The sequence below is a fragment of the Actinoplanes oblitus genome (genome assembly GCF_030252345.1).
Lineage (GTDB): Bacteria > Actinomycetota > Actinomycetes > Mycobacteriales > Micromonosporaceae > Actinoplanes > Actinoplanes oblitus.
The window spans coordinates 5705369-5731551 of the sequence record NZ_CP126980.1 but is presented as its reverse complement, the minus strand read 5'-3'; the positions used below and the strand labels follow the sequence as shown (position 1 = coordinate 5731551).

The window sequence follows — 26183 nt, the reverse complement described above, 5'->3', positions numbered from 1 at the left end:
CAAGACGCTGCGGGCCAGGTCAACGCGCGGTGGGATCGGCCGCAGTAACGCCTGAGGTAGCGGTCCCGATGAGTTCGGCGGTACAGGCGAGTCAACGGTGCACCGTGCGCTTGGCCGCGGGAGCCGGAGATCGTACGAAAAGGGGTGGCTCCGGCGCCGAAGGAGGCGGCGCCGGAGGTCGCAGCGGGTCAGTCGGTGGCGAGGACCTGGTCCATGCCGCCTTCGGCGCGCCAAGTGCGCAGCAGGTCGTGGAAGACGACCGGGCCGGGGCCGAAGGAGTTGTTGACCGGGCGTGGCTTGCCCTCGCCGTTGTAGTAGCCCGGCGTGCACTCCGCCTGGAACGTGAAGTTGTCCGGGGCCGTCTCGCGGATCGTGGCGACACCCTCCGGAGCCGTTCACCGCAGAGCGGTCAGCACGTCCTTCATGATCGTGGTGAGGGCGGGCACCTGCTGCTGAAGGGGCTGCAGCTTGTCGAAATCCTTGGCGGCCTCCGGGCCCGGCGTCGTCAGGACCACGACGTACGCGTTACCCGAGCGCGCCGCCACGTACAATTCCGGCTGGTAATACCAGGCGAAAGCCTCGCTTTTCAGGCCCGGCACGTCGGCGTAGTCGACGCCGAACCCCGTTGCCGCCGCCCGTTCCCTGTCGAAGAACTCCTTCGCTTGCGTCATTCCCGCCCCACCGGAAAATATCTTCCAGTCGGCTTTGGCGCCGGGACGATCGAAGGCTGGATCCGAATACCGGCAGACGGCGTGCTCGAACGTCGCACCGGGAGCCACCCGATCGATGGCTTGCTGCTCGCCGGGCGCCACATATGCTGGTGACCGCTTGCCTGTCGCATCGATGCCGTACGGCGGAGACGTCAGGGTAGGGCAGGCGGCAGTGACGTCATGCCAGACCCGGACCGGAGCCGATTCGGTCCGCGCGGCAGCGGTGCTCGAAGAACATCCGGCCAACGCCAGGACCAGTAGTCCCGGAACCCACTTCCACCGTGCCACATTCACTGCCGTCCCCGTTCGTCGCAACGAGCGAGGACAATACCGGAGCGTTCCGGGACGGCCCCGGCTGTCCGCGGCACGCCCGGGCCCCGGCATACCGGCGCATACCGGAGGCCGCGCAAGCCGCCAGGTCCCACTGAGAGATGAACCGAGCCCGGGTCGCTCGCCTCCAGCTTGCACTGCCGAAGGGGCCGTACTGCGCCGGATCGCGGATGGCTCCGCCCACCGAACCGTTGTCACGATGCGGTTGCTCAGTTCCCGCGGCACCGCCTTACCGTCTCAAGGATGTCGCCAGCGATCCCTTCGACTCTTACCTGGTATTCGCGGTATCCCTCCGCCTCCGAAACGACGAAGCCCGCGGTGCTCAGCAGTTCGACAAGCGCCTCGAACATGATCCTGAGCGCGTCGCCGTGAACAGGAAGCACCGGATCGGCAAGATCCCCCCGCCGGGCGGCTTGAATGACCGCTTCGGTCAGGTCCTTGGAGTTGTGCCATCCGACATAAACCCCGGCGCCGCCTGTGAGCGCGTCGACCTCGACGTAGAGACCGGGACGCCCGCCGAGTCGCGGCTTGTCCGCCGGTTCCAATAACAGCGCGGGGTCGAATCCCACCAGGGACAGGAAGCTCCCTACTGCACCGGCTAGTTCGGCGAGGGCCGCCTCGTCCTCCTGCGGTATGTCGTCAGCCATGAAGCTCCCCTTACTCGTCCCGGTGATACGCACACACTGAAGCGTCAGGAGGTCCAAGCCGTCGCTTACGTCCGCGCTCAACTTGAGCGACAAGCTCGCATCCGATCGTTCGCACGCGATACCAGCGGCAGGTCAGAATACGGCGGCAGTCGCGTCACGGGAGTCTGCGGTAGGCGTGCAGGAGCGTGATCATTCCGGCAGTCACCGGCCGTGCTGTCCAGGCGACGGCAGTGCCGACCACCGTAGCCGGTTGGTGGTGGCCACGACGCCTGCGACGATCGCAGCGCTCATTACGACGCCGATCAATGCGAGTGGGATGGGCGTATGAAGGATGGCTCCAGCCAACGCCCAATCGCGCGAGCTGAAGCATTCCGAACCTATCGCAGGGAGTGCGGGCTTCGCCGTGGATGCGACGTAGACATAGCACCCTGCCGGCGAATCGGCCGTCGCGCGATGGGCCGGCGCCGCGGCCGGGTCCGGGGTTGGAGCGGGCCTGGCGAGCTCAGCCCGGCGCGGCCTCGCGGTCGTGCGCCGGGATCACCGTGCGCTCAGCCACGGGACCGGGCTGCTGCGCTTGTGGTCGCCCGAGATCGTACGAAAAGGGGTGGCTCCGGCGCCGAAGGAGGCGGCGCCGGAGGTCGCAGCGGGTCAGTCGGTGGCGAGGACCTGGTCCATGCCGCCTTCGGCGCGCCAGGTGCGCAGCAGGTCGTGGAAGACGACCGGGCCGGGGCCGAAGGAGTTGTTGACCGGGCGTGGCTTGCCCTCGCCGTTGTAGTAGCCCGGCGTGCACTCCGCCTGGAACGTGAAGTTGTCCGGGGCCGTCTCGCGGATCGTGGCGACCCAGCCCTCCTCCGCCTCCAGGGTGGGCTCGACGCGGCGGGCGCCGCGCCGGTCCGCCTCGGCGATGACCGCGGCGATGTGGGTGGCCTGTTCCTGCAGGACGTGGACGAAGTTGACGGCTGCGGCGTTCTGCAGGGAGCCGAGGTGGAACAGGTTCGGGAAGCCGTGCGTGTAGAAGCCGTGCAGGGTACGCGGGCCGCGCGCCCAGTAGTGCAGCAGCTGCTGGCCGTCGCGGCCGTAGACCGGCAGGGTGCCGGAGACGACGCCGGAGATGCCCACCTCGAAGCCGGTGGCGAAGATGACGCAGTCCACCTCGTACTCCTGCTCGCCGACCACCACCGCGGAGTCGGTCATCGCGGTGATGCCGCCGAAGTCGGCGGTGTCGACCAGGGTGACGTTCGGCCGGTTGAAGGTCTGCAGGTAGAAGTCGCTGAAGGTGGGCCGCTTGCACATGTAGCGGTACCACGGCTTGAGGGCCTCGGCGGTGGCCGGGTCCTCGACGATCTCGTCGACCCGGGCCCGGATCTCGTCCATCTTGCGGAAGTCGGCGAGCTCGTCGAGGTAGTCGCGCTCCTCGGCGGAGATGGTGCTGTCCAGGGTGCCGGTGAGCAGCTGACGCTGCAGCTTGGCGGTGGCGGTCCAGCCGTCGTCGATCAGGTCCTGGTCGGCGTGGCCGCCGGTGACGATGGTCAGGAAGTTGTCCAGGCGTTCCTGCTGCCAGCCGGGCTCGAGGGTGGCGGCCCACTCCGGGTCGATCGGCCGGTTGCCGCGGACGTCGACGGTGGACGGGGTGCGCTGGAAGACGTAGAGATGCTCGGCGGCCTCGGCGACGTGCGGGATCACCTGGATGCCGGTGGCGCCGGTGCCGATCACGGCGACCCGCTTGCCGGTCAGGTCGTAGTGCTGGTCCCAGCGGCTGGTGTGGAAGGTGTGTCCGGCGAACTTCTCGATGCCGGGGACCCCGGGCAGCTTCGGCTGGGTGAGCGTGCCGGAGGAGACCGTCACGTACCGGGTCTGGAACTCGTCGCCGCGGTCGGTCTTCACCGTCCACAGGGTGGTCTCGTCGTCCCAGCGCAGCTCGATGACCTTGGTGTGGAACAGGGCGCCGGTATAGAGGTCGAACTTCTCGGCGATCGCGATGCAGTGCTGCCGGATCTCCTCGCCGGGGGCGTAGCGCCACTGGGGGACGTAGCCGACCTCCTCGAGCAGCGGCATGTAGACCGTCGACTCGATGTCGCAGTGGATGCCCGGATAGCGGTTCCAGTACCAGGTGCCGCCGACATCGCCCGCCTCGTCGATCACCCGGATGTCCTGGACGCCGGCCTGCCGCAGCCGGGCGCCGGTGAGCAGGCCGCCGAAGCCGCCGCCGATGACGACGGCGTCGACCCGGTCGTGCTTGGCCTCCCGCTCGGCCCACGGGGTGTACGGATCCTTCGCGAAGTAACCGAACTCGCCAGCCGCCCGCCGGTACTGCGCGGTGCCTTCCGGCCGGATCCGGCGGGCGCGTTCGTGCTGGTACCGGGCTCGCAGCGCGTCGAGTTCCGCGGGCCGGTAACGGTGGGGCTGACCGCTAAGGGGGGTGGGGGACATGGGTGGGCCCTTTCACGGGGTTCGTCCGGTACGGGGTAGCCAACCGAAGGCCCGAATTTAAAGCAACTGCTTGACCTAAGTTGTGATCTAGGGCACTGACTGATGGCTGGGAGCGCGATAAAGGCCGTCCACCGCATCGATCAGCGCGGCCGCCGTCGACGACCACTCGGTGGTGCCGGAGCGCTCACGCTGCGCGCAGAAATGCAGGATCAACGTGTGTGCCATGTCGTCCCGCTCGCGGCGCACCTCGTCCGGCAGATCGGGCAGGCAGCGGTGCAGCGCGTCGAGCACGGCCAGGAACATCGGCGCCTCGGCGATCTCGGCGGCGGCCAGCTCGCGCAGGGTCGGCTCGGTCATCAGCTGGGCGGCGAACCGGGCGTACCAGCTGGGGCTGCCCAGTGCCGTCAGGTGGTCGGTGATCGAGCGGACCACGCAGGTGACCCAGTCGCGCACCTCGGTGCTGCCGGCGTGCCGCTCCAGCAGCCCGCGGCGGATCTCCTCCATCGGCCCCGCGTGCCGCCGGACGATCGCCCGGACCAGGTCGGACTTGGTGCCGAAGTGGTAGTTGACGGCGGCGTTGTTGCCCTGCCCGGCGGCCTCGCTGATCTGCCGGTTGGACACCGAGGCGACGCCGTGCTCGGCGAAGAGGCGCTCGGCGGTGCGCAGGATGCGGGCACGGGTCTCCTCCACCTGCCTGCTGCGTACCCCGTGGCCGCTCATCGTCCGCCTTCAATCGCGATGGGTGATCGGTCCAGGATAGAGGCGCTCTCCCAGGCGGTCGCCGCGCGCATCGGGGACCGCAGGATCGGCACCCAGACCAGCATGAGCGCGGCGCAGGCCACGGCGAGCGCGGCGCGCGGACCGGCGTGGTCGCCGACCAGTCCGGCGGTCGCGGCGCCGAGCGTCAGCGCGCCGCTGAAGATCACCCGAAGGGTGCCGTTCACCCGGCCCAGCAGCCCGGGCGGGGTGACCAGCTGCCGGAACGACGTCAGCACCACACCGTCGAAACCGATCTTGAAGATGACCACCGCCCAGGCGAGCGCGGCGAGCGGCCACGGGACCGGCCGGCCGACGAGCGGCAGCAGCGGCGCGGCCGGCACGATGGCCAGTCCGATCGCGAGCACCGAGCGGCCGGGGCCCCAGGCCTTCGACAACCGCTTCGCGGTCAGGGCCGCGAGCAGGCCACCGAGGCCGCCGGCGCTCAGGAAGAGGCTCAGCGTGCGCTCCGGAGTCAGCAGCAGCGGCAGCATCGCCACGGTGCCCGAGGTCGCGAAGTTCACCAGGGCGCCGGCGATGGCGATGGCCCGCAGGGTGCGGTTCCGCCGGACGAACGACAGGCCGGTCCGGACCTCGGCGACCAGGGAGCGGCGAGCCACCGCTGCCGGGCGCGGCTCCGGCCGCCGGATCCGCCGGATCCACAGCGCCGACCAGAGGTAGCCGAGTGCGGTGGCGGCCAGGACCACCGACGCGGTGGACCGGCCGATCAGCCAGCCGGCCAGCGCCGGGCCGCCGATCAACGCCAGCTGGTCCACGGTGGCCAGCCGGCCGTTGGCCGCGACCAGGTGCCCACGGTCGTCGACCAGGTCGGCCAGGTGGCTCTGCGCGGCCAGATCGAAGAACACCGTCGCGACGCCGTTGAGGAACACCACCAGCCCGAGGTACGGCAACGACAGCAGGCCCGCCGCGGCCGCCACCGGAACCGAGCCGAGCAGGCCGAACCGGAGCAGATCCATGGCGACCAGCACCGGGCGGCGGGCGATCCGGTCCAGCCAGGCGCCGGCCGGCAGCCCGATCAGCAGGAACGGCGCGGTCCCGGCGGCGGCCAGCGCACCGGCCTCGCCCGGCCCGGCACCGAGCGAGGCGATCGCGATCAGCGGGACGGCCACCTTGGCGAGGTTGACACCCCACTTGGCGGCGACCGCGGCGACCAGGAATCGGGTGAAGTCACGTGACATGCCGGGCAGCTTCGGGGGCGGCGGCCCGCCGGGCCCAACGATTCGGTCTAGAGTGAATCCTCGATGCTGCGCATGTCGCTGTCGCCGGCCGATCTCGCCGGGGTCCGGTTCGGGATCTCGCCCGCCTGGGAGGTGGTGGCGAGCCTGCGGGTGCTGCGCGACCCCGGCGCGCACGCGGTGCACCTGCCATGGATGACCCGGCACCGGGAGGCGGTGCTGGCCGCCCCCGAGCTGCGGGAGCTTCGCGATCTGGTGATCACCCCGCGGCGGCAGCTGCCGGGATTCCTGGCACCGGCGCCGCTGTCGCCGGTGGCCGAGCCGGCGGCCGAGTTCGCGGCGGTGCGGGCCACCCCGGCGGCGACGGTGCGGGAGGACCTGGCCGCGGTGTTCGGCGAACGCGCGCCGGCGGTGACTCCGGACGCCATCGCCGACCAGATGCGGTGGTACTGGGAGCGCGCGCTCGCGCCGTACTGGCCGAGGATGCGCGGGATCCTCGAGGGCGACGTGATGTACCGCGCCCGGCGGCTGGCCGACGCCGGTCCACAGGCGATGTTCCGCGAGCTGGACCCGGCGGTCTCCTGGTCGGACGACGTGCTGTCGGTGGACCGGCCGGCCCTGGACGTGGGGTACCGGCTCGGCGGACGCGGTCTGGTGCTCGTGCCGTCGCTGTTCGCCTGGCCGAACGTCTTCGTCAAGGCGGCCGAGCCGTGGGCGCCGGTGCTGCGCTATCCGGCGCGTGGGGTGGGCGCGATGTGGCACGACGATCCACCGGCGGCCGACCTGGCGGCGGTGCTCGGCCGGGCCCGGGCGACGCTGCTCACCGAGTTGGCGACGCCGTCGACGACCACCTCGCTGGCCCGGCGCACCGGGCTGGCCCCGGGTGGCGTCTCCGCCCATCTGGCCCGGCTGGTCGCCGCGGGGCTGGCCGTCCGGCAGAGGTCCGGGCGGCAGGTCTACTACCTGCGCACCGCGCGCGGCGACGCGCTGGTCACGCCTGGTTGATCACCGAGGCGGGGCCCATGACGATGCGCGGGTGCTGGGCCGGGCGTAGCCACTTCAGCAGGCGGACCAGGTTCGTCCGGCTCACCGACACGCAGCCCGCTGTCGAGCCCTTGCCGCTGGCGTGCAGGAAGACCGCCGAGCCGCGGCCGACGTGCGACGGCGTCCCGGTGACGTACTCGCCGAGCGTGGCGTTCCAGTGCACGCCGGCCGGCCGGTTGAAGTTGATCACCGCAGCGTAGGCGTACTGGGTGGGGTAGGCGGCCAGGCGCTCCGCCTGGGAGATCCGCCAGGTGCGGTGCGGCGAGGCGGACGGCTGGAAGACGTTGTACGTCTGCGGGTCCCGGCGGTCGCCGACCCAGTAGTCGTTCGCGTCGACCCGGCGGTACGGCAGGCGCGTCCCCGGATCGGCACGCACCCCGAACGCCCGGGTGATGGTGAACGTGCCGGCCGGCGTCGTCCCGGTGTCCTGCACGCGCTGCGCCGCCCACACCCAGCCGCCGTAGCCGCTGCGGGCCGGCATCGCGGCGAACACCTGCCGCCACTTGCCGTCCGATCCGCGCTGGTAGGCGCGCAGCGTCGCGTGGGTCGACGACCAGCTCCCGCCGGTCACCACGATCAGCTGCCGGGCGTTGCCGACGTGCGCCAGTTGGTCCGGCACCGAGGCGGCGGCCGGCGCGGCGGGCAGCAGCGTGGCCAGCAGCACCAGTGCCAGCATCGCCGCCCGCTTCATCGGGCCCACGCTACCTGTTCGCCGTGTCCGGTGGGGGGACGGCCGGCGTCACCCGGAAGCGGGACCCGCGGCGTGGCGCGCCGCCACGTCCCGGACGCCGTGCGCCGTGCTGGCATAGTTCCGTTTCGTCCGTAAAGCGAGCATTTGCGGACTTTTTTCATATTCGTTCTGCGGAAGGACCCCCCATGAAGCACTCGATCAAGTTGGCCCTCGTCGTCGGCACGCTGGCGATGGGCTTCGCCGCCCCCGCCACCGCCGCGCTGGCCTCCAGCGGGAACGGCAACAAGAACTACACCTGCACCAACCAGGGCGGCGGGAAGGACCACAAGGTCACCTGCGTCGGCACGGTGAACAGCAACAACGTCACGGTGAACGTGGGTGACGTGAGCGTGCTGAGCGGCAGCCAGCTCGTCGGGCTGCAGAACGTGCTGAACAACGCCGGCGTGGACATCACGGTGATCAAGACTGCCGTCGCCGGGTTCTACCTGACCAACCTCGGCAAGTCGCTCGACCTGGACGTCGTCACGGTGTGCGTCGCCTCGAACTGCGGCTGACCGAGTTCCGGCGGACCGCGCTCACCTCGGTGGGCGCGGTCGCCGCCGGATCACAGACCCTCGATCACCGGGACGATCTCGGGAAAGCTGTCGACGGCCGCGGTGACGTGCCGCGGGTCGAACTCGTCGAGGCGCCGGACGCCGCTCTGCAGGCAGGCGACGAATCGGATGCCGGCGCCACCCGCCGCCAGCGCGTCGCCCGGCGAGTCACCGACGTAGACACACTGCTCCGGGCGCAGCCCGGTCTCGGCCAGCAGCTCGTCGAAGACCCGCGGATCCGGCTTGTGGAAGCGGGTGTTGTCCTGGTGGTAGGCGCTGGTGACCCGCCCGGCCAGGAGGTGGTCCGGTTCGAGCAGGTGCGCCACCTCCTCGCCGGTTCGCGAGGTGAGCAGCATGATCGTGCGGCCGCCGAGGACCAGCCGGTCCAGGGCCGCCAGGTTCTCCGGCGGGATCACGTCGAGCCGGCCGTCGGCCAGGTATTTCCGGTGGTGGACCGGGAACAGCTTGGCGAACCGGTCCAGGTCCAGGCCGGGGGAGCGGTGTGGCATGGCGTCCAGCAGCTTCTCGCCCCAGGTGGCCAAGTGCACCTCGCGTGACATGGGCGGGCGGCCCAGCTGGGCGAGCACCTCGTTCTCCAGGTCGAAGGAGGCCGCCTCGGTCAGGCAGAGGGTGTCGTCCACGTCAACGATCACTGCTTGGATCACCCGGCCAGCCTACGGTCCGCCCGGCGACCGACGCACCGGCCGCACCCGGCCCGGGTGAGATGCGCACCGGCCCGGCGGGTGCCCGTCCTGTGCTCAGGCACCGGGCGGCTGTCCGCCGCGGGAGTTGAGCCGGGCGGCCTGCCGGGTCAGGTGGTCGCGCTCGGCGATGTTGGACGCCTTGCGGGCCGCCTCGGCATACCACCGGGCCGCCGTCGCCAGATCCCCGTCGCGTTCGTGCAGGTGCGCCGCCACCGCCGCGTACCGGGGCAGTGTCTCGTCCAGCGCGGCGAGCGCGGCCAGCCCGGACCGCGCCCCGTCCGCCTCGCCGACAGCTACCGCCCGGTTGAGCAGCACGATCGGGCTGTCGGTCAGTTTCGCCAGTTCGTCGTACCACTCGACGATCTGCACCCAGTCGGTCTCGGCGACCGTCCGGGCGTCCGCGTGCAACGCCGCGATCGCCGCCTGCGCCTGGAACTCGCCCAGCCGGTCCCGGGCCAGCGCCGCCTGCAGGATCCGCACCCCGGCGGCGATCATCGCGGTGTCCCACCGGCCGCGGTCCTGCTCGGCCAGCGGCACCAGACTCCCGTCCGCCCCGATCCGCGCCTCCCGCCGGGCATGGTGCAGCAGCATCAGCGCCAGCAGCCCGGCCACCTCGGGGTGGTCGACGGCGGCCGCCAGCTGGCGGGTGAGCCGGATCGCCTCGGCGGCCAGGTCGACGTCCCCCGAATACCCCTCGTTGAACACCAGGTAGAGCACCCGCAGCACGGTCCGTACGTCACCGGGCTGGTCGAAGCGCACCCCGGAGACGGTCCGCTTGGCCCGGCTGATCCGCTGGGCCATCGTCGCCTCCGGCACCAGGTAGGCCTCGGCGATCTGCCGGGTGGTCAGCCCGCCGACCGCCCGCAGGGTGAGCGCCACAGCGGACCCGGGTGTCAGCGACGGGTGCGCACACCGGAAGTACAGCTGCAGCGTGTCGTCCACCCCGGACACCGGGCCGGGCGCCGGCTCCTCGTCGGCCAGGCCTTCACGGCGCCGCCGGGCGGTGTCCGCCCGCGTCGCGTCGAGGAACTTGCGCCAGGCGGAGGTGACCAGCCAGCCCTTCGGATCCCGGGGCGGGTCGGCCGGCCACACCCGGATCGCCTCGACCAGGGCGTCCTGCACGGCGTCCTCGGCCGCCGCGAAGTCGGCTCCGCGGCGGACGAGGATCCCGAGGACACCCGGGATGAGGCTCCGGAGCAGGAGGTCATCCACGGTGACGGTCGATCAGTGGCAGTCGGCGTCGGCATTCGGTGTCTCGGACAGGAACGGCCGCAGCTCCAGCCACTCGTGGATCGGCTGGCCGCCGGCGCCGGGCGCCGCCGACAGCTCCCCGGCCAGCTCGACGGCCCGGTCGTAGCTGTCCACGTCGATCACCATCCACCCGGCGATCAGGTCCTTCGTCTCGGCGAACGGCCCGTCGGTCACCGGCGGGCGCCCCTCGCCGTCGAACCGCACCCAGGTCCCTTCCGGCGCGAGCGCCTGCCCGTCGACATACTCCCCGGTCGTCTCCAGCCGCGCGGCGAAGTCGTTCATGTACGTGATGTGCGCCGAGATCTCCTCCGGCGTCCATTTCTCCATCGGCACGCAGTTGACCGCCTCCGGAGCGCCGCGGTAGTGCTTGAGCAGCAGGTACTTCGCCATGATGATCGTCTCCTCGGTTCCGGTGCGACCCATTGTCGCCGCCTTCACCCCCAGGACGGAGCCCGCCACGGCTTCTCGACATCCCCACGACAATCTTCCACAACCTTTTTTGCGTACGCCCGGAGCGGCACCGGGCGTACGCAAAAGTGGGTGACAGTGACCTGAGTCTGTTCTTCGACCTCCGGCTTGATGTGGGGCAGCCCGCCTGACTCGGTGGAGCAGCTTGCGAATATGCCTCGCGACCAGTCGTTGTCCTCGTCGACCGGCGGCATCCGCGCTGTGCCGGGACGGATTCACACCAAGCGCGGCTTGATGGCGAGCCATGCGCGGAGTCGGTCGGCCAGCGCTTGATCAGCGAGGTCGGCCTGGTGTAACGGGGCGGTCGTACGCGTGATGCGCGAACGGCAACCTGAATAGGCGCTGTCGGACCCGGGCACGCCTCGCGCACCGCACCTAACTGCCGCTGATCGTGCGCGCCGATTCGCTTGGCCGCCGTCACGCTCCAGTCTCGGCCGTTGGTGTTGGCGGCCGGCCCAGCTCGCGATGAAACCGATCGAAGCTCACTGCGCGATCAGTCAGTGCCGGGAGTCGGAGGGTAGGCACCCGGCACCTGTTCGGGGGCGACGACAGCGGTCTCGCCGGGGTAGGACTTCTGCCAGTCGTGCACCGGATACCGGGTGACGTGGGGCGGGCAGCGCCGCGGCGTCGGCCGGACGATGCGACCATCTCACGCCCTGACGGCCACCCATGATCACCTTGTCGGCCAGGGTCTTGGCAAGATCAAAGCAGCTATCGTGCACGCTGTGTCATCATCGTCGCGTGCTCTGAAAGGGCTGGTCAGTAACGCCGGAGCCGGCTACCGCCGGGCCGCGGAACATCGGCGGCGGCTACTCATGGTAGTGCTGCCACTGCTGGCGCCCACCCTGATCGGGCTGGCTCTGGCGGACCTGCTTCTGGGCCGCGGGCATGCGATGGTCACCAACGGTCTCCTGGTGATCGACAGCTCGGAGGGTGCTCGCCTGGCCTGGGCAAGGCTCGGCCTGATCGCGATGTTCTGGCTGCTCGCGCTTCCCGCCGCGACGCTTGCCCTGATCGGGGCGGAGCGCGGACATACCGTACGCTCGCTCGAGGCGATCGTCGCCGCGGTCCGCTACCTCCCGGCGCTCGCCGCCGGCATGTGCGCTGCCGCCGTCCTCGCCTTCGCGCTGCTGTGGGCGGCCGCCGGTGTCGCCGTGGCGGTCGGTGGCGGCCTGCCCGGCCTCGTCCTGGTCGTCGGCGCGCTGGCGGTGGCGGGCGTAGCGGCGGCGCGGATCCTCATCGGCGTGTTGTCGCATCTCATCGGCGGTCCCGGTGGGGCGGTGACCACTGGGCGGGTGGCGGGCACTGCCGGAGCGTTCCTGCTGGGCGGAGTCGCCGTTCCGCTGGTCCTGGCACATCTGGCCGACCGGATCGGCGGCGATGTGCGCGTGCCCGTCGTGGGCCAGGCGATCGACGCCGTGCTGTTGATCGCACTGATCGCCATGCAGGCGGGCATCCTGGCGCACCTCTGCCCGCAGCGACGCGACCCGGTGCGGACCGGCGACCGGGAGTCCGGCCGGTCGACGGCCGGCGACGCCCGGCTGGGAGCGTTGTCCGGCGGGCCGATGCGCCTGCCGGGGCTGGCGATCGCGGCCACGGCGACGGCGATCGCGGTGCTCGCCCCGTGGGGCATCGCCGTGGCGAACCCGTTCGGTGCACCGACGGTGCGCTCACACCCCGACGCCCCGGGCGGCGTGGCGGCGATCGCCTGGCCAGCCGGGAAGCACCCGGTGATGGCAACCACCACCGGAGCCCGGTTCTGCGACAACGACGTGTGCGACAGCTACATCGCCCACAACGGCGCACCGCTCGTGATGGACGGACGTGGCGACGCCTCGATCAGCGCCGACGGCGCCACCGTGGTGTCGGCGAACCTCACCGGTGGAGCTGAGGACGGCGGACCGTTCATCAACTATGGGCGCTGCACCCGCGCCGGATGCAGCCAGGCCTGGCTGCCCGCCCGCACCTCGGCCAAGGAACCCGTCACCTGGCCGGAACTCGCCGTCGCCATCGCACCCGACCAGGCGATCTGGTTCGTCCTGGCCACGCCTTCCGACGACGACGAACCCGGCAAGGCCACCTACCGGATCTCCTTCATCCGGTGCGCGCAAGTGGGGTGCCCGAAGCCGCAGCGATTCGACGGCGGCACCATGCAACGCATCGTGGAGGACAACCCCGACGGCCGGCGGCGCGTACGGCTGACGATCGGCGCCGACGGCCGCCCGCTCGCGACCATCCGGACCGGGGTCGAGGCAGCGCTGGTGACGTGCGATCCGGTCACCTGCGCCCAGGCCCGGAGCACCTGGGTCTTCGCGGGCGAGCCGGGCCGCACGTGGGTGGCCCCGGCCGCCTCCGCTGAACCGCTGGTCACCTTCCAGCCGGACGCGGTGCGTATCGGCGAACAGCTGGTGCCGCTGTCGAGCAACGGGATCCCCTGGTGGTCGGGCGGTGGCAGTCGCCGGAGACCGCGTCTACGCCACGGCGGCCGAACCGGCGATGACCCGCCGGCCGGGGGCGCACCTCACCATCGGGACCGAGGCCGGAGCGGAGCAGGCCGCATCGGAGCAACCCGAACGCTGGCAACAGGTGCTGTGGCGCTGCCAACAGTCACGTTGCCGACGTCTGGTGATGGACTCGTTCGATCCGGCCTACGGGGGCGAGGCGTTGGCCGTCAGCCAGGACGGCCGGGTCCTCGTCGTGCGAACCGATCGCATCCTGCTCGTCTCGGCGAGTTGAGCGACGATCACGTCTGGCACGCACCAGCCGGGCGCGAACGGCACGCGTGCGGTGCCGTGGCCGCCCATGGACGCTGACTTTCCGCCACCGGGCTCGGCGGCACCTCGCGGCGGAGAGGGCTCGCCGCACTGACCTGCCGCCGACCGCAAGCGCCGGTCACGGCCAGATCGGACGGGCCCCGACGACAACGGGCCGGAGCCGGCCGCGGCACGACCAGCTCAGGCGTCGCGGATCTCCAGCCCGAGCGCCATGGCGATGGTCACCGCCTGGTCGGCGTTGATGACGGCTCGGCGGATCTGGGTCCGCGCCGGGTCGAGGGCCGACAGGTCGCTGCCGCGCAGGTCGCACCGGGTGAGGTCGGCGCCCTCCAGGAGCGCGCCGGACAGGTCGGCGCCCCGCAGCGTGCCGCCGATGAAGCGGGCGCCGGTCAGGTCGGTCTCGCGCATCCGCACCCCGGTGAAGGTGGCGCCGCCCAGCTCGGCCCGCCGGAGCACGGCGAACGACCAGTCCCCGCCGTCGGCGGTGAGCAGCTCGAACTCGCACCGCTCGAACACGCTGCCGGTGAGCTTGCACCCGGTGAACGTGGCGTCGAAGAAGTTGCACCCGGAGAAGGTGCAGTTGACGAACGCGACGTCGGTGAGCTCGGCGCAGTTGAACCGCGCGTCGCGGAACGTGCAGCCGGTGAACTCGACGCCCTGCAGGGTGATCTCGCAGAAGTCGAGATCGACGAACGCGACCCCGTCGTGCGCCTTGCGCTCACCGACGCCGCCGTCCCAGTCCGCGGTGGTTACCGTGCTCGAAGCCATGACCCCGACCCTAAGGCCGGGGTCCGACACCACCGCGACGAGGTCAGTTCTTGATGTCCGGGCAGTGGTTGGCGTTGCCGGCGCCACGGCTGATCCGGGCGAACTTGGCGCCGGTGTACTTGTACTCGTAGGTGTAGTAGATGCTCGGACACGAGGCGTCGGTTTCCTTGTCGACGCCGTAGGCCTCGATCGTCACGACGCCCTTGCGCACCTTGAGGGTGTCCAGGTAAGGCATGTCGTCCGGGCCGACGTCCTGCAGCAGGGTGCCGAGCCGCTTCGGCTTCGACGAGGAGGACGCGCCGTCGAAGACGTCCACCACGGTCGGCCAGTAGGAGGTGATCGGCGAGCACGCGTGCGCGACCAGCGCGTCGAAGGTGCCGTCTCCGTTGACGTCGGCCGTCACCACCTTCTGGATCATGACCTTCTGCGGGGCGTCACACTTCTCGATGAACTTCTTCCAGTCGGCGTCGGCGCCCAGCCCGGCCAGCATGTCCCCGTCGCCGGGGTCGCTGGTCGGCGTGGCCTTGGTCCTCACCGGGGTGCCCTGGGCCGGCGCGGTGGTGGCGCCGGTGGCCGCCTCGGTGGCGGCCGCTGTGGTGGCCGCGCCGCTTCCCGCGGCGGCGCTGCTGCCGGAAGTGGACCCGGCAGCGGTGGAGTCGGAGCTGGAGCACGCCGCGGTGAGCGCCAGAGCGCCGACGGCGACGGACATGAACAGGCCGGCTCGTTTCAACACAGGATTCCCCGTCGTTGTCAGGGGCGGTCGTCCCCATCGGACCGCCTCGTCAGAGACTCTAGGCAAGATTTGGGAGCGCTCCCTCCCCGATCCGTGCCACGTCGATCACATGGTGCGCAGCGCCTCGGTCGGTGACAGCCGGGCGGCCCGCATCGCCGGGTACAGCCCGGCGCAGCCACCGATCAGCACGGCGGTGGCCAGTCCGGCCCCGACCGCCCACGCCGGGACCAGGGTCGGCCAGCCCCGGACCGACGCCATGGCGAACGTGATCAGCGTCCCGAGCGCCACCCCGGCGCCGCCGCCACCCGCCCCGAGCAGCAGCGACTCGGTCAGGAACTGCGCGCCGACATGCCCGCGGGTGGCTCCGAGAGCCCGGCGCAATCCGATTTCGGTACGCCGCTCCAGCACCGAGATCACCAGCACGTTGGCGATCCCGATCCCGCCCACCAGCAGCGCCACCGCGCCCAGCCCGAGCAGCAGCACCGTGGTCCCGCCGGCCACCTCGATCCGCGCGGTGAGCGCCTCCGACGGCCGGCTCACCGCCACCTCCTCGGGGTGCGCCGGATCCGCCGCCCGGCCGAGCAGCCCGGCCACCTCGGTGGTCCGCGAGGTCTGCGCCCGCACGAAGATCCGGGTCGGGTGCCCCCGGTACCCGAAGTCGGCGGCGGCCACCGGCGCCCCGATCAGCGCCGCCGCGTCCAGCTCCGGTGCCAGCTCGACCGGCGCCAGCACGCCGACCACCGTGAACCACCGCTCGCCGAGCCACACCCGGGGCTGCCCGCCGACGTCGCGGATCCCCACCACCGACGCCGCGTAGTGCCCGAGCACCACTGCCGGATAGCGGACCAGCGCCGGATCCAGGAACCGGCCGCGCGTCAGCGTCGCGTCCAGGGTGTCCAGCAGCGCCGGCTCGGCCACCCGGACGGACAGGCCGCCGGTGCGGCCGGACGGGATGCGGTCGTTGCGGTAGACCCGGACCGGCAGGGTCGCGGTCGCCGCGGAGGACGACACCCCTTCGGTACGCGCGACCGCCGTCCCCGCCGTCGCCGGCAGCTCCGCCTCGTCCCCGCGCGTCGTCTTCCCGTTCGCCACCGTCAGCAGGTTCGTGCCGACCCGGTCGATCTCGGCCAGCACGTCCGCCTGGCTGGACCGGGTCACGCCCAGCACCGCCACCATCGCGGCGATCCCGATCGCCACCCCGAGGACCGACAGCGCCGTCCGGCCGGGCCGGGACCGCAGCCCGACCGTACCGACCGGGAGCAGATCCGCCGGCCGCAACCGTGACCTCACGACACACCCCCGGAGTCGCGAACCACCCGGCCGTCCTGGATCTCCACCCGGCGGCGCATGGCCGCCGCGATCCGCTCGTCGTGAGTGATCACCACTATCGTCACGCCGTCCGCGTTGAGCTCGTGCAGCAGCTCGACCACCCCGGCGCCGGACGCCGAGTCGAGATTGCCGGTCGGCTCGTCGGCGAGCACCACGGCGGGCCGGCCGACCAGGGCGCGAGCGATGGCCACCCGCTGGCGTTCCCCGCCGGACAGGTGCGCGGCCCGGAACGAGGCCCGGTGCGCGAGCCCGACCCGGTCCAGGGCGGTGGCGGCGGCGCGGCGCCGCTCGGTGGCCGGCACCCCGCGATAGAGCAGGCCGGTGGCCACGTTCTCGGCGGCGGTCAGTCGTTCCAGCAGCACGAACTGCTGGAAGACGACGCCCAGCCGGTGCGCGCGCACCCCGGACAGCTGCCGGTCGCGCAGCTTCTCCACCGGCTCGCCCCCGATGCGTACCGAGCCGGTGGTCGGCCGGTCCAGACCGGCGGCCAGGTTGAGCAGCGTGGTCTTGCCGGAGCCGGACGGCCCGGCGACGGCGACCAGCTCGCCGCTGTGCACCGCGAAGGTGACCCCGCGCAGCGACTCCACCGGCGGCGTGCCGGGGTAGACCTTGTGTACGTCCCGGAGTTCCAGCACGGTGGTCATGCGGCCGGCACCTCCACGGACTGTCCCTCGGTGAGACCGGTCTCGATCTCCACCCGGCCGCTGCTCTCGTCGAACGCGCCGAGCCGTACCTCGGTCAGCGCGCCGCCGGCCAGCCGGACCTGGTACCCGCCGCCGGGCCGGGCGAGCAGCGCGGCGATCGGCGCCAGCAGCACGTGGTCCCGGGTACGCCCGACGACGTCGACGGTCGCCGGGGCCTGGCTCAGGCTCAGGTCGCGGGGTAGCGCGAGCGTGACGGTGACCGGGACGGTCGCCGCGTCCGGGTCCGGTGGCTGGTCCGGTCCGGCGGTGCCCGGCGGGGTGCTCGCCACCTGACCGATCTGGGTCACCCGGCCGCGGATCGGCTCGGTGTCCGGGAGGCCGACCTCGACCCGGTCGCCGACGTGCACACCACCCCGGTCGGCGACCGGCAGCTGAGCGATCACCGCCCGGCTGGTCGAGGTGCCGGTCAGCACGCCGGTGCCGGCACCCACCGCGGCGCCGACCCGGGCCGGCTGGGTGAGCACCCGCAGCGGGGTGGGCAGGAAGATCACCTGGCCCAGGGTGAGCCGGCCGGTGCGCTGCCACGACTCGCGCCCCCAGGACGCCTCCCAGCGGCGGACGGCCCGCGCGGTGGCCGCGCTGAAATGCCTGTCGACGGTCATCTCGCGGTCCGGGTCGAGACCCAGCGCCACCAGGTTGCGCTCGAGTTGGCGCACGTCGGGACCGTCGCTCATGCCGTACCGGAAATCGCGGTAGGCCGGCACCGCGCCGAGCAGCAGGCGAACCGGATCGTCGGACACCCGGAAGAGGATGCCGCCGCGGCCGATGGTCGCGCCCGGCGCGGCCGAGGCGGTGAGCAGGCCTGGCGGGCCCTGATGATCCACCCGGTACGACCCGGTGTACCCGAGCTCGCCGGCGATCTGCACGGTCTGCTCCAGGGTGCCCCGGGTGACCTCGGCGGTGCCGGTGGCGACCTCGGCGGCGGCCGGGGTGGACGGTCCCGGACCGGCGTGCACGGCATAGGCCACCCCGGCCGCCAGCGGAGCGGTCACCGCGATCGCGATGGCGACAGCCCGGCGGCTCACTTCCTGCCCCCGGTGCCACCGGTGACCCGGACGTCGCCACTCCAGATCGTGTGGCAGGCGGCGTCCGCCTGGTCCCGCAACCGCCCCGGGATGCCGTGCTCCAGCGAGGTGCCGGTCACGTCGAACTCGCCTGCCGCGTTCGGGTCGGGGAAGTCCGGCACGCCGTGCTCCCGGACGCACTTCGCATACGCGGCGAGCTTGCGCAGATCGTCGGCGGAGAACTGCTGGCGCGGGCGGAACGCGTTGGGCGGGTACCGGTCCTCGATCGATTGGCAGGCGTTGATGATGTCCCGGTGGGTGCGCAGGTCCTCCTTCCAGTTGTAGCCGTCGACGGCCGGGAACTGGAGGTAGCCCTCCTGGCTGAGCTCGACGTCGGGCATCCGGGTCAGGCCGTGGTCGCGCAGGCACCGCACCCACTCCTGGCCGAGCGCGAGCAGCTGCTGCCGGTTCCCGGAGGCCGAGGCGCTGGGCGAGACGGCCGGACCACCGGCGTCGCAGCCGGCGATCCCGGCCACGACCAAGGCGCACAGAAGCAATCTGGACTTCGTTCTGGTCATGGCTTCACCGTGGCCGACCCGATGATCGATCTCGTCGGACCGCGGTCGGTGCTTCGGCCGCCGGTGGTACCGCTGATGTACGACCTGGGTCTGACGCTTTCCGCCGCGCGACTTCCTACGATGGGAGCGTGCCGCGTCGATTCCTTACCGACGCCGCCCTCGCGCTGGCGTTGCTGCTGCTGACCCTGGGGCCCGCCTACGTGCCCCGATTTCTGGACGACCAGAAGTCGAGCGGGGGCGGCCCCAGCGGGACCGCCTGGTGGGTGCTCGCCGGGCTGGTGATGGCCGGTCTGCTGATCCGCCAGCCGCGCCCCGTCCTGGCACTGGCCCTCACCGGGGCGGGCGCGTTCGGCCACCTGTTGATGCAGACCAAGTTCCAGCTGCTCGACCTGGCGCTGCCCCTGGTGGTCTACACGGTGGCCGCCACCGTGCGCCGCCGGCGGGTGGCGCTCAGCGTGCTGCTCGTCGTCATGCTGCTCACCTATGCGGCGATGCTGGGCGGGCGGGTCCGCACCGACAGCGAGGCGCTGCGCAACGGCAAGGCGCAGAAGGTCGTGATGACCACCGAGGCGCCCGACAAGGCGGCGAAAACGATGGCGGTGACCCCCGCCGAGATGTGGGCGAACGCGATGATCGACAGCAGTCAGGCGGTGCTGGAGCTGTGGTTGCTGATGGTCGCCGCGTTCGCTGTCGGCGACGGGATGCGCAGCCGCCGCGCGCATCTGGCCGCCGTCGAGCAGCGCACCGCCGACCTGGCCCGGGAGGAGCGGCAGCGGGCCGCCCTCGCGGTCGCGACCGAGCGGGCCCGGATCACCCGGGAGCTGCACGACGTGGTCGCGCACGGCATGTCGGTGATGGTGGTCCAGGCGCAGGGCGCGGCCGCCGCGCTGGACCGGCATCCGGAGAGCACCGCCACCGCCCTCCGGCACGTGATCGAGACCGGCCGGTCGTCGCTCGCCGAGATGCGCCGGCTGCTGGCCGCGAACCGGGCGGAGCCGGCCGGGCTGGCGCCGCTGCCGGGGATCGGGACGGTGCCGGCGCTCGTCGACCAGTTGCGGCTCGCCGGCATGCGGATCGACCTGCACATCGACGGGGTGCCCGAGGTGGTGCCCGCGGCCGTCGACCTGTCGGCGTACCGGATCGTGCAGGAGGCGCTGACAAACACCCTCAAACACGCCGGCCCGGACGCCGCCGCCGAGGTCAGGGTGCGTTTCGAGCCGGACTGCCTGCGGGTCGAGGTGCTCGACGACGGCCCCGGGCCGGCGGCCGGCGCCGACGGGCACGGCAGCGGGCTGCACGGGATCGCCGAGCGGGTCGGCATGCTGGGCGGGGCGCTGGAGACCGGGCGCGGGCCGGGCGGCGGGTTCCGGCTGGGCGCGTCGCTGCCGGTGAGCCCATGAGGATCAGGGTGGTGCTCGTCGACGATCAGACGCTGGTGCGCACCGGTTTCCGGCTGGTGCTCGACGCGACGGGCGACATCGACGTGGTCGGCGAGGCGGCCGACGGCGCGCAGGCCCTCGACGTGGTCGCCCGCACCCGGCCCGACGTGGTGCTGATGGACGTCCGGATGCCCGGCCTGGACGGCATCGAGGCCACCCGCCGGATCCGCACCGGCCCGCACCCGGCCCGGGTCCTCATCCTGACCACCTTCGACCTGGACGAGTACGTGCTGGCCGGCCTGCGCGCCGGGGCCAGCGGCTTCCTGCTCAAGGACGCCCTCGCCGCCGACCTGGTCTCCGCGGTCCGGGTGGTGGCGGCCGGCGAGGCGGTGGCCGCGCCCAGCGTGACCAGGCGGCTGATCGCGCACTACCTCGGCAGCACGCCGCCGCGAGCCGCCGCCGACCGGCGGCTCGCCGCGCTCACCGGCCGCGAGCGGGAGGTGCTCACCCTGGTCACCCGCGGGCTGTCCAACCCCGAGATCGCCGCCACCCTGGTCCTGTCGGAGAGCACCGTCAAGACCCACCTCGGCCGGATCCTCGGCAAACTCGACCTGCGCGACCGGGTGCAGGCGGTGATCCTCGGCTACGAGTGCGGCCTGGCCGACACGACCCAGTGAGCCCGGCCGCTCGTCCCGCGGCCGGTCAGGACCAGACCGCGCGTACCGCGTCGGCGATGGCCTCGGCCTGGGCCAACCCGGCGCGGACCGACGGGGCGCGCCGGGACGGGTCCATGAAGTTGCCGCCGAACGCCTCGAGGGTGGCCTCGTCCGGCTCGATCAGCAGGGTCTTCGCGGCGCCGGTCGAGGCCAGCTCGGTGACGATCCGGTCGCGGCTGAGCATCGCGAGCGGGGCGATCACCACCACCCGCTCCGCGCCGGCGGCCAGGTCGGCGCCGGCCCCGAGCCGGACCCCGCCGTCCATGTAACGCCGGTCGCCGATGGTGATCGGCGACATCAGGCCGGGCACCGCGCAGCTCGCGGCGACGGCGCTCAGCAGCGGCACGCCCGACTCGGCGGTCAGCACCTCGTCCCGCCCGTCGGCCGTGTCGACGACGGTGATCCGCAGGTCGCGGTCCGGCCAGTCGCGCACCGGCAGGATCGCCTCGATCTGCGCGAGGAACGACTGCTCCGGAGGCGTGCCGGCGGCCAGGGCCATCGCGCCGACCTGAGCGCGGGCCTGCTGAGCGGGCACCGACGGGTCGGCGAGCACGGCCATCGCGGCCAGCCACCGCCCGGTGCTGCCGCCGTTGCGGTTGTCACCGCCGGTAGCGCCGCGGTTGTCACCGCCGGCGCCGCCGTCACCGCCGGACCGGTGCGGAGCCGGGACCTCCTGGAGGGCCACCGCCGCCTCCAGGTCGATGCCGGCCGCCACCAGCGTGCCGACGACCGAGCCGGCCGACGTGCCGATGATCGTGTCCGCGCTGGTCAGTGACACGCCGGCCCGCTGCAGGCCGCAGAGCAGGCCGAGATGCCACGCGATGCCGGTCACGCCGCCGCCGCCGAGAACGAGAGCCCTTGTCATGATCCAGAACGGTAGCCAGCGAACGCGCCGGAGGAAAGGGGCGTCGGGCTAGCCGCACGTTTCGTCGTGACGTCGCCGAGCGGCCCGGCTCACCGGCGGCGGCGACGGAGGAGGACGGCCGCCGCCAGGATCACGGCCGTCCCGGCCAGCACGACGAGCAGGATCGGCAGGCGGTTCGGCCTGTCGTCGGCCGCTTTCACCACGGTCCTCGGCTGCTTGCCGGCCGGGGACGACGCGGCGGCCGGCGACGCGGACGAGCCCGCGGCGGCGGGCGACGGGGCGGCCGGCAGCGGATGGCGGAACAGGGTCGGCTTCGAGCCCTCCGAGATGGTCAGCAGCGCGGTCCCGTCGGCCGTGTAGGCCACCGACTCGCCCTGCGGCTCGTCCGGCAGCGCCACCTGCCGGGGCGTCCCGGTGGTGAGCGCCTTGACGACGTCCCCGCCGCTCACGTCGTACTCGAAAGCGTCAGCATAGGTCCGCAGCACCACCCGCGACCCGTCCGGGCTGCTCGCCGCCCCGGTGATCACCAAGCGGCCGGGCAGCGAGAACGGATTGCTGGTGGTGGTCATCGGCACCGACACGCTGCCGGCGGCGCGCAGCGGCGTGGTCCCGCCGGACCGCAGCGCGCCCTCCGGCACGTAGATCCCGGCCGAACCCGGCGTCTTCGTCACCACCACCGGTGTGCCGTCCGCCCCGATCAGCAGCGCCTCCGCGTCGTGCGCGCCGTCCGGGTAGGAGAGCCGGAACAGTTTCGGCTTCGACGCTCCGGGCGCCAGCCTCCACAGCGCGACGGTGTCCCGGTTCTGCCCGTTGTCGCCGATGTCCGCCACCCACAGCGTCCCGTCCCGCCCGAGCTGCAGGTCCTCGGTGTCCCGCGGCCGCGACGGATAGGACACCGTGCGCCGCAGCGAGCAGTCCGGCCGCAGATAGAAGATCTTCCGATGCGACGCCTCGTCGGCGCCGTCGTTGACCATCACATATCCGGCATCGGTCGCCACCAGCCCGGAGACCTCGTCCAACCGCTTGTCGTCGACCTGGCAGACCGGGCCGGCCGCCACCGCGGCCGCGAGCATCGGGGCGAGCAGCATGCCCCATTCGACCACGCGGCCGCCACCCACCGGCTGACGCATCACCAACATCGATTTTCGTACGGCCCGGGCACCGCGGCCGCGCCGAGCACGGTGGACAGTCGCTGGGATACTGCGCCGGTGGGACGTGAGGTGAGCTACGACGACGCCGTCAAGCTGCTCGGCGGTGACCGGGACAGGTGGGTCAAGCTCCTGGACACGCTGCTCGGGGCCGGCCTGCTGGCGGCCATCGGCCCGTTCCGGGACCTGCTCGGCTGGTTCGACGCGAAGGCCGAGCTGAGCAAGGTCGCCGAGAGACTGGTGACCGGACTCGTCGAACGCCGCTCGAAACTGTCCCGCTGGGAACGGACCGAGCGGCTCCGGGCGGCCCACGCCGTGCTGGCGGTCACCGCCTACTTCGAGGCGCTCGCCGCGACGGAACTGGTGGTCGAGTACCGGGATCTGGAGCTCACCGCCGAGGAGCAGCGCTCGCTGGGTACTGCCGCCGGCGCCGGGTGGCATGCCGGCTGGTCGGCGCCGGTGCCCGGCGCCGCCGAGCCGCACGAGGAGTTCCGCCGGCAGTTGACCGACCACTACCACCGGATGACCGGCAAGGCCGGCGACTTCCTGAAGGGACTCGCCGTCTGGCAACGACTGTCCGGCCGCGAGCAGGAGCTGGCGCTGCAGGCGCTGGTGAGCGTGCCGAGCGTCGCCGTGGACCGGTACGACAGCCTGCTCGGGCGACTGGCGGCCGAGTTCCCGGAGGTGGCGTTCTGGGCCGGGATGCGCGAGCACAACGCGACCCGCGCCGGGCTGCGCGAGGCGACCACCGCGCTGGCCGGCCTGCGCGCCGTGCTGGACCGGCTCGCCGACGGCCGCGTGCCCGACGAGCGCCGCGCCGAGCTGTCCCGCGCCTACGCGACGGCGCTCGACCGGCCGTCCGACGACATGCCGACCGGGCTGCGCATGCCCTCGCTGGCGGAGGCCTTCCTGCCGCAGCTGTACCGGGCCTGCGTCGTCGCCGGGAGCATGCCACTGAGCAGTGAGACCTGGTGGGAGCGGCAGCCGGTGCGGGATGACCTGCTGTCCTTTCTGACCGGGCACCTCACCTCGGCGGAGGCGGCCGCCGCGCCGCTCCTGGTGCTCGGCCACCCGGGCTCTGGCAAGTCGGTGCTCAGCAAGCTGCTGGCCGGGCAGCTGCCGGCCAGCGCGTTCCTGCCGGTCCTGGTGCCGCTGCGGACGGTGTCCGCCTCGGCCGACCTGCAGGACCAGATCGAGCAGGCGATCCGCGACGCCACCGGCGAGCGGCTGGCGTGGCCGGCGCTGAGCAGGTCGTCCGGCGACGCCCTGCCGCTGGTCCTCCTGGACGGGTTCGACGAGTTGCTCCAGGCGACCGGGGTGAGCCAGACGGACTATCTGAGCCGGGTCACCGCGTTTCAGCGCCGCGAGATGGACCAGGGCCGGCCGGTCGCGGTGATCGTCACCAGCCGGACCAGTGTCGCGGACCGGGCGCAGCCCAGCGAGGGCACCGTCGCGGTCCGGCTGGAGCCCTTCGACGAGCACCGGATCGCCGCCTGGCTCGACGTCTGGAACCGGACGAACGCCGGCCGTTTCGCGGGCGGGGAAGCGCCGCTGGACCTGCCGACCGTGCTGCGCTATCGGCATCTGGCCGAGCAGCCGCTGTTGCTGCTGATGCTGGCCCTCTACGACGCGGAGGGCAACGCGCTGCGCGACGCCGGCCTGCTGCGACCGGACGAGCTGTACGAGCGGTTGCTGGAGCGCTTCGCCCGCCGGGAGGTGGACAAGCTGGGCGCCGGGCTGCCGCCGCGGGAGCGTGCGCAGCTGGTCGAGGCCCAGCTGTACCGGCTCAGCGTGGTGGCCTTCGCGATGTTCAACCGCGGCGCGCAGTGGGTGACCGCGGAGGATCTGGCCAAGGACCTGCAGGCTCTCCCGGCACCCGTCGCTCCCGGGCTGGTGCCGCTCCCGGCCGGCTTGCGAGCGCGGCAGAGCGCGGTGGAGGAGGCGCTCGGCTCGTTCTACTTCGTGCACCGCGCCGGCGCCGATCGGGACGGGGTGCGGCTCGGCACCTACGAGTTCCTGCACGCCACGTTCGGCGAGTACCTGGTGGCCCGGCTCCTGCACAACATCGTCGACGAGATGGTCGCCGCGCGGCGCGGCGTCACCTTCCTCACCGGCGGCAAACCGGTCGACGACGACCTGCTGCACGCGCTGCTCTCCTGGGCGCCGCTGGCGGATCGGCGGCAGATGGTGGTGTTCCTGCACGGCATGGTCCTGGCCAAGCCGGCCGTTGCCCGGGCGGAGTGGACCGCGCTGCTGGTCGACCTGTTCCGGGCGGCGCCGCAGCCGAGGGATCCGCGGGGGTTCGGCGGCTATCAGCCGCGCTCGCTGACGGTCCCCTCCCGGATCGCTACCTATACCGCGAACCTACTGCTCCTGGCCTTGTGTGGGGAGAACGTGACGGCCGGATCGCTGTTCGAGACCATGGATGCGGAGGCCATTGGGGGTTGGCGGGACATGGCGCTGCTCTGGAAGTCGCAGGACGCCGCGAGTGGCTGGGCCGGGCTGCTCGACCTGGTGGTGGTGAAACGCGTGGGCTCCGGCGGCGAGCGGGACATCGAGCTCACGTTCGACGGCGACCCGGCTGACCTCCCTACGGTGGACCTGGCGTGGGTCATCGGCGAAGGCGACCCGGACGTCAACGATTATTGGGTAGCCGGCAATGTGCTCCACCCTGCGGGGCAGGAGGCCCATTTCATCTGCGACCCGGCCGGCGACATGCGGCACCATGCCGTGGAACCGCTCGTGCGGAAGCAATTCGGCGTCGCCAGTGGGATGATTTTCGGGCCGGGTGCGCGTGGTCGGATGACGAGTCTGATGCACGACATGCTGCTGTTGATCAGCCGGTCTTCCGAACCGGTGGCAGACCGGGCGGAGCGCTATCGGCATTGCCTCCAGGAAGCCGACTTCGAGAGTTGCTGGTTCGACCTCGTTCTGCATCGCATCGAACGCGATCGGGAGCTCACCGCCACCGACATCGTTCGGATCCTCTCCCGGCTTCCGGTCGATCTGATGCATTATCGGACCGAACTGGTCAGCTGCCTCCTGGCGCATCTGGACTCGGTCGGAGGCGCTCAGCTGGCTCCCTTGCTGGTGCAGTATCTGGAGAGCCACCCCGCCACGGAGTGGGCGGAGGTCGAGCTGGACGCCGCGATCCGGCTCGCCGAGCTCGGGCTGATCCACCCGCGGATCGACGCCAAGCAGGCCCGCGTGCTCCTGGAGCAGCATGCGAACCGGCGCCCCGATGTCAACCGCCGGATCCGCGCGATCGTGGTGTGACCTAGTCCCGAGCTGCGGGAAGCCGCCGCCGCCCGGACCTAGCATGTCGGTAATGTGCGAGCCGCCCCGCTACCCGCCGACAGATTGCC

23 protein-coding genes are annotated in these 26183 nt (G+C 72.2%); 6 read left to right on the top strand and 17 right to left on the bottom strand.

The window, feature by feature from the left end:
• Positions 1-395: 395 nt before the first annotated feature.
• The 5 genes from Actob_RS25855 to Actob_RS25835 form a co-directional block, all read right to left on the bottom strand.
• On the bottom strand, positions 396-812 hold the full coding sequence (locus Actob_RS25855; RefSeq protein WP_284914407.1) for a hypothetical protein: 417 nt from the start codon (positions 810-812) through the stop codon (positions 396-398).
• Between the two features lie 437 nt (positions 813-1249).
• The gene (locus tag Actob_RS25850) at positions 1250-1780 is read right to left on the bottom strand and encodes a hypothetical protein (RefSeq protein ID WP_284914406.1); all 531 of its coding nucleotides are present in this window, start codon (positions 1778-1780) and stop codon (positions 1250-1252) included.
• 555 nt (positions 1781-2335) lie between these two features.
• Positions 2336-4117, bottom strand: a complete 1782-nt coding sequence (locus Actob_RS25845; protein ID WP_284914405.1) for a flavin-containing monooxygenase — start codon at positions 4115-4117, stop codon at positions 2336-2338.
• An 87-nt stretch (positions 4118-4204) separates the two neighbouring features.
• Positions 4205-4837, bottom strand: a complete 633-nt coding sequence (locus tag Actob_RS25840; RefSeq protein WP_284914404.1) for a TetR/AcrR family transcriptional regulator — start codon at positions 4835-4837, stop codon at positions 4205-4207.
• Positions 4834-6072, bottom strand: a complete 1239-nt coding sequence (locus Actob_RS25835) for an MFS transporter (RefSeq protein ID WP_284914403.1) — start codon at positions 6070-6072, stop codon at positions 4834-4836. Before Actob_RS25835 ends, Actob_RS25840 begins: the two co-directional genes overlap by 4 nt.
• Before the next feature lie 63 nt (positions 6073-6135).
• Here Actob_RS25835 and Actob_RS25830 point away from each other — a divergent pair, with 63 nt between their 5' ends.
• On the top strand, positions 6136-7074 hold the full coding sequence (locus Actob_RS25830; RefSeq protein WP_284914402.1) for an ArsR/SmtB family transcription factor: 939 nt from the start codon (positions 6136-6138) through the stop codon (positions 7072-7074).
• On the opposite strand, the gene Actob_RS25825 is transcribed toward Actob_RS25830, so the two are convergent.
• Positions 7061-7804 (bottom strand): L,D-transpeptidase family protein, encoded by a 744-nt coding sequence (locus Actob_RS25825; protein WP_284914401.1) that lies wholly within the window; start codon positions 7802-7804, stop codon positions 7061-7063. The genes Actob_RS25830 and Actob_RS25825 overlap by 14 nt on opposite strands.
• 185 nt (positions 7805-7989) lie before the next feature.
• On the opposite strand from Actob_RS25825, the gene Actob_RS25820 reads away from it, so the two are divergent.
• Positions 7990-8358: a hypothetical protein gene (locus Actob_RS25820; RefSeq protein ID WP_284914400.1), complete on the top strand. Its 369-nt coding sequence runs from the start codon at positions 7990-7992 to the stop codon at positions 8356-8358.
• Positions 8359-8408: 50 nt separating this feature from the next.
• On the opposite strand, the gene Actob_RS25815 is transcribed toward Actob_RS25820, so the two are convergent.
• The 3 genes from Actob_RS25815 to Actob_RS25805 all read right to left on the bottom strand — a co-directional run bounded on the left by Actob_RS25815 (position 8409) and on the right by Actob_RS25805 (position 10742).
• A complete protein-coding gene (locus Actob_RS25815; RefSeq protein ID WP_284914399.1) occupies positions 8409-9062 on the bottom strand; it encodes an HAD family hydrolase in 654 nt (217 codons plus the stop codon).
• A 93-nt stretch (positions 9063-9155) separates the two neighbouring features.
• A complete protein-coding gene (locus tag Actob_RS25810) occupies positions 9156-10313 on the bottom strand; it encodes an RNA polymerase sigma factor (RefSeq protein WP_284914398.1) in 1158 nt (385 codons plus the stop codon).
• Positions 10314-10325: 12 nt separating this feature from the next.
• Entirely contained in the window at positions 10326-10742 is a 417-nt protein-coding gene (locus tag Actob_RS25805; protein WP_284922388.1) for a YciI family protein, read from the bottom strand.
• A 677-nt stretch (positions 10743-11419) separates the two neighbouring features.
• Here Actob_RS25805 and Actob_RS25800 point away from each other — a divergent pair.
• Positions 11420-13633, top strand: coding sequence for a hypothetical protein (locus Actob_RS25800; protein WP_284914397.1), 2214 nt, complete (start codon positions 11420-11422; stop codon positions 13631-13633).
• 141 nt (positions 13634-13774) lie between these two features.
• Here Actob_RS25800 and Actob_RS25795 read toward each other — a convergent pair whose 3' ends face one another.
• The 6 genes from Actob_RS25795 to Actob_RS25770 form a co-directional block, all read right to left on the bottom strand.
• A complete protein-coding gene (locus Actob_RS25795; RefSeq protein WP_284914396.1) occupies positions 13775-14362 on the bottom strand; it encodes a pentapeptide repeat-containing protein in 588 nt (195 codons plus the stop codon).
• A gap of 43 nt (positions 14363-14405) precedes the next feature.
• Entirely contained in the window at positions 14406-15095 is a 690-nt protein-coding gene (locus Actob_RS25790; protein WP_284914395.1) for a hypothetical protein, read from the bottom strand.
• Between the two features lie 105 nt (positions 15096-15200).
• Entirely contained in the window at positions 15201-16385 is a 1185-nt protein-coding gene (locus Actob_RS25785; RefSeq protein ID WP_284914394.1) for an ABC transporter permease, read from the bottom strand.
• Positions 16382-17068, bottom strand: a complete 687-nt coding sequence (locus Actob_RS25780; protein WP_284914393.1) for an ABC transporter ATP-binding protein — start codon at positions 17066-17068, stop codon at positions 16382-16384. The genes Actob_RS25785 and Actob_RS25780 overlap by 4 nt, the downstream gene beginning before the upstream one ends.
• Positions 17065-18153, bottom strand: coding sequence for a hypothetical protein (locus Actob_RS25775; protein WP_284914392.1), 1089 nt, complete (start codon positions 18151-18153; stop codon positions 17065-17067). The genes Actob_RS25780 and Actob_RS25775 overlap by 4 nt, the downstream gene beginning before the upstream one ends.
• A complete protein-coding gene (locus Actob_RS25770) occupies positions 18150-18710 on the bottom strand; it encodes a hypothetical protein (protein ID WP_284914391.1) in 561 nt (186 codons plus the stop codon). The genes Actob_RS25775 and Actob_RS25770 overlap by 4 nt, the downstream gene beginning before the upstream one ends.
• Before the next feature lie 128 nt (positions 18711-18838).
• Here Actob_RS25770 and Actob_RS25765 point away from each other — a divergent pair, with 128 nt between their 5' ends.
• Positions 18839-20110, top strand: a complete 1272-nt coding sequence (locus tag Actob_RS25765; RefSeq protein WP_284914390.1) for a sensor histidine kinase — start codon at positions 18839-18841, stop codon at positions 20108-20110.
• Positions 20107-20766, top strand: a complete 660-nt coding sequence (locus Actob_RS25760) for a response regulator transcription factor (protein ID WP_284914389.1) — start codon at positions 20107-20109, stop codon at positions 20764-20766. Before Actob_RS25765 ends, Actob_RS25760 begins: the two co-directional genes overlap by 4 nt.
• Positions 20767-20791: 25 nt before the next feature.
• Here the strand turns inward: Actob_RS25760 and Actob_RS25755 are convergent, their stop codons facing one another.
• Positions 20792-21670, bottom strand: a complete 879-nt coding sequence (locus tag Actob_RS25755; RefSeq protein ID WP_284914388.1) for a patatin-like phospholipase family protein — start codon at positions 21668-21670, stop codon at positions 20792-20794.
• 89 nt (positions 21671-21759) lie between these two features.
• The gene (locus Actob_RS25750; RefSeq protein ID WP_284914387.1) at positions 21760-22800 is read right to left on the bottom strand and encodes a hypothetical protein; all 1041 of its coding nucleotides are present in this window, start codon (positions 22798-22800) and stop codon (positions 21760-21762) included.
• A 78-nt stretch (positions 22801-22878) separates the two neighbouring features.
• Here Actob_RS25750 and Actob_RS25745 point away from each other — a divergent pair, with 78 nt between their 5' ends.
• A complete protein-coding gene (locus Actob_RS25745) occupies positions 22879-26094 on the top strand; it encodes an NACHT domain-containing protein (RefSeq protein ID WP_284914386.1) in 3216 nt (1071 codons plus the stop codon).
• The last annotated feature ends 89 nt before the right edge of the window (positions 26095-26183 follow it).